Origin of the sequence: Streptomyces sp. NPDC048211 (assembly GCF_043202315.1) — a bacterium.
GTDB lineage: Bacteria > Actinomycetota > Actinomycetes > Streptomycetales > Streptomycetaceae > Streptomyces.
The window spans coordinates 1-3,836 of sequence record NZ_JBIDAD010000052.1; the positions used below are offsets into that span (position 1 = coordinate 1).

2 protein-coding genes are annotated in these 3,836 nt (G+C 66.8%); both read left to right on the top strand.

Annotation, left to right across the window (positions count from 1 at the left end):
• Positions 1-9: 9 nt before the first annotated feature.
• Positions 10-2,763, top strand: coding sequence for a type I polyketide synthase (locus ACGFZA_RS42440; RefSeq protein ID WP_393686467.1), 2,754 nt, complete (start codon positions 10-12; stop codon positions 2,761-2,763).
• A gap of 24 nt (positions 2,764-2,787) precedes the next feature.
• A partial coding sequence (locus tag ACGFZA_RS42445) for a beta-ketoacyl synthase N-terminal-like domain-containing protein (protein WP_393686469.1) occupies positions 2,788-3,836 on the top strand: 1,049 nt, incomplete at its 3' end.

Genomic DNA, 3,836 nt, shown 5'->3' on the forward strand with positions numbered 1-3,836 from the left:
CATGGGCTGTTGGGTGCTTCGGTGGCGCTGGCCGGGAGCGGTGGGGCTGTGCTGACGGGTCGGGTGTCCCTGGCCACGCATCCGTGGCTGGCCGACCACACGATGAGCGGCACGGTCCTGGTTCCTGGGGCTGTGTTGGTAGAGACCGCGCTGCGCGGTGGTGCCGAAGTGGGTTGTGAACGCCTTGAAGAACTGACGCTTCGAGCGCCGTTGGTGCTGTCGGAGTCGGGAGCCGTGCAGCTGCAGGTCTCGGTCGGAAAAGCCGACGAGATGGGCCACCGAGCACTGGAAATTCACTCCCGGGCCGATGGTGCGGACGGAGAGTGGATGGCACACGCTGTCGGAGTCGTCAGCTCGGTGAGGGGCGACTCCGTCAGGATCGCGGATTCGTGGCCGCCGCAAGGCGCCACTGCGGTGGATCCGGCAGACGTGTACCGCCTCCTGGCGGACAAGGGGTTGACCTACGGGCCTGCGTTCCGGAGCTTGCGTGAAGTGTGGCGGCGCGGTCAGGAGGTGTTTGCCGCAGTGGCTCTTTCGGAAGAAGAGGCGCCCACCGTTGGGAAGTTCGGCATTCATCCGGCGTTGCTGGATGCTGCGTTGCATGCCATCGGACTTGTGGTTCCTTCGGGAGAGAACGGCGCTCGGCTGCCGTTCGCGTGGTCCGGCGTGTCGCTGTTCGCAACGGGTGCCACGGCGGTTCGGGTGCGGATCGTCCCGAGCGGGCGTGTGGGCGAGGTCGAGGTGTCCTTGTTCGATGCCACGGGTCTGCCGGTGGCGTCGGTGGAGGCATTGAGCCTGCGGGAGGTTTCGGAGGAGCAGTTGGCGGCCGCGGTGGTGGCGGCTGGTGGGTCGTCGGGTGGGGACTCGTTGTTCCGGGTGGAGTGGGTGCCGGTTACGGATGCGGGTGCTGTGGTCCGTGCCGGGTCTTGGGGTGTGCTGGGTTCCGGGGGGCTGCTGGTCCCTTCGGAGGGTGAGGTGTTTGCCGATGTGAGTGCGGTGGCGTTGGCGGGTGTGGTGCCTGGGGTGGTGGTGTGGGAGTGCCCGGTGCCGGTGGGTGGTGAGGTTCCGGGTGTGGTGCATGAGGGGCTGGCTGCGGTTCTGGCTGTGGTTCAGGAGTGGTTGGCGGATGAGCGTCTGGCCGGTAGTCGTTTGGTGGTGGTGACGCGGGGCGCGGTCGCCGCTGGTGCTGGTGCGGGTGCTGCGGGTGTTGGTGTTGGGTCGGTTGTTGATGTGCGGTCGGCTGGTGTGTGGGGGTTGGTGCGTTCGGCGCAGGCTGAGCATCCTGGGCGGTTGGTGCTGGCTGATGTGCCGGTGGGTGCGGATGCTGGTGCGGTGGTTGATGCGGTTGCGTTGGGGCTGGGCTCGGGTGAGTCGCAGTGGGCTGTGCGTGAGGGTGCGCTTCTCGTACCGCGTCTGGTTCGGGCCGAGCTTTCCGGGGTTGAGGGTTCGGTTGGTGGTGGGTTTGGTTCGGGTGCGGTGTTGGTGACGGGTGCGTCGGGTGTGTTGGGTGGTGTGGTGGCCCGGCATCTGGTGTCGGTTCACGGGGTGCGTGAGTTGGTGTTGTTGAGTCGGCGGGGTTCGGCTGCGGAGGGTATGGCTGAGCTTGAGCTGGAGTTGTCGGGGCTTGGTGTGGCGGTTGAGGTGGTGGCGTGTGATGCCGCTGACCGTGGGGCGTTGGCCGCTGTTCTGGCGGGGCGTTCGTTGTCGGGTGTGGTGCATGCTGCTGGTGTTCTGGATGATGGTGTTGTCACGTCGTTGGATGCGGCCCGGCTTGGTGGTGTGTTGCGGCCGAAGGTGGATGCGGCGTGGCATTTGCACGAGCTGACCCGGGACATGGACTTGTCGGCGTTCGTCTTGTTCTCTTCGGCGGCTGGGGTGTTCGGTACTCCGGGGCAGGCCGGGTATGCGGCGGCGAACGTGTTCCTTGATGCGTTGGCTCAGTTCCGTCGGTCGCAGGGTCTGGTGGGGGTGTCGTTGGCTTGGGGTCTGTGGGCGGACACCAGTGCGATGACGGAGTCGCTCGGCGAAGCCGACATGCAGCGAATGACGCGACAGGGCGCCGAATCGTTGAGCCAGGCGGAAGGCCTGGCGCTGCTGGACCTTGCACTGGCGGCACATGAGGGGGACGGCCTGCTCGTTCCGACGCGTCTCAGTATCCCTTCCCTCCAGGTGCTCGCCGATTCCGGCAATCTACCCGCGATGCTCAACGGCCTCGTCCGCACCCGTGTGCGCCACGCGACTAGCGAGTCCGCCGGAACAGGCCTGCGGGAGCAGGTGGTCGGCATGGGCGAAGGAGAAGCCGTCCGACACCTGATTCAGCTGGTCCGAGGCGAAGTCGCCACTGTGCTCGGCCATTCCACGCCGGACGCGGTAAGCGCCGAGCGCGCGTTCAGCGACCTCGGCTTCGACTCCCTGACGGCCGTCGAACTGCGCAATAGGCTGACCAAGGCCACCGGCCTGCGTCTGCCGGCCACGCTCGTCTTCGACTACCCGAACTCCCATCTGCTCGCCGAGCAGATGTGGCGGGAGATCGCGCCCGAACGAGCGGCCCCCGAACTCGACCCCGAGGAGAAGGCCTTCCAGGAGGCCATCTCCGCCATTCCGATGTCCCGATTCCGTGAGGTCGGCCTGCTGGACCTCGTACTGAAGCTCATCGACCCGCCGGGCAACGACGGGACGGACGACGAAACGAACGCCGAGTCCATCGACGACATGGACGTCGACCATCTCATCCGCATGGCCCTCGACGGCAAAGACGCCTGACCGACCTCGTATCCCGGAGCGCACATCATGGCTACGCCCAACGACAAACTCGTCGAAGCACTTCGCGCCTCCCTCAAGGAGAATGAGCGGTTGCGTCAGCAGTCCGACGCGCTGCTTACTGCCTCCAGCGAGCCCATCGCCATCGTGGGCATGGGGTGCCGGTTCCCTGGCGGCGTGGAGTCGCCGGAGGATCTCTGGGAGCTGGTGGCCGCGGGGGCTGATGCCGTGTCCGAGTTCCCCACCGACCGGGGCTGGGATGTGGAGGCGCTCTACGACCCCGACCCGGACTCACCTGGAAAGACGTACGGGCTCAGCGGTGGGTTCTTGCATCGGGCTGCTGAGTTCGATGCGGGGTTCTTCGGTGTGTCGCCGCGTGAGGCGTTGGCGATGGATCCGCAGCAGCGGTTGTTGCTGGAGGTGTCGTGGGAGGCGTTCGAGCGGGCCGGAATCGACCCCGCCGGGCTGCGAGGCTCGCGAACGGGTGTGTTCGCCGGCGCGATGTACCACGACTACGCGTCGCGGTTGCGTGAGGTGCCCGCGCATCTTGAGGGTCTTATGGGTACGGGCAATGCGGCGAGCGTGGTGTCGGGTCGGTTGTCGTACACGTTCGGGCTCGAGGGTCCGGCGGTGACGGTGGATACGGCGTGTTCGTCGTCGTTGGTGGCTTTGCATCTGGCGGTTCAGGCGTTGCGGTCCGGTGAGTGCGATATGGCGCTGGCCGGTGGGGTGACGGTGATGGCTACGCCGGAAGCGTTTGTGAATTTCAGTCGGCAGCGCGGGCTCGCTCCTGACGGTCGGTGCAAGGCGTTCGGTGCGGGTGCGGACGGTACGGGTTGGGCTGAGGGCGCGGGGATGCTGCTCGTCGAGCGTCTCAGTGATGCGGAGCGTCTGGGGCATCGGGTCCTGGCCGTTGTGCGGGGCAGTGCCATCAATCAGGATGGTGCTTCGAACGGCCTGACGGCCCCCAACGGTCCGTCGCAGCAGCGGGTGATCCGGCAGGCGTTGGCTTCGGCCGGGCTGACGGCCGGACAGGTGGACGCGGTCGAGGCACATGGCACAGGTACGTCGCTGGG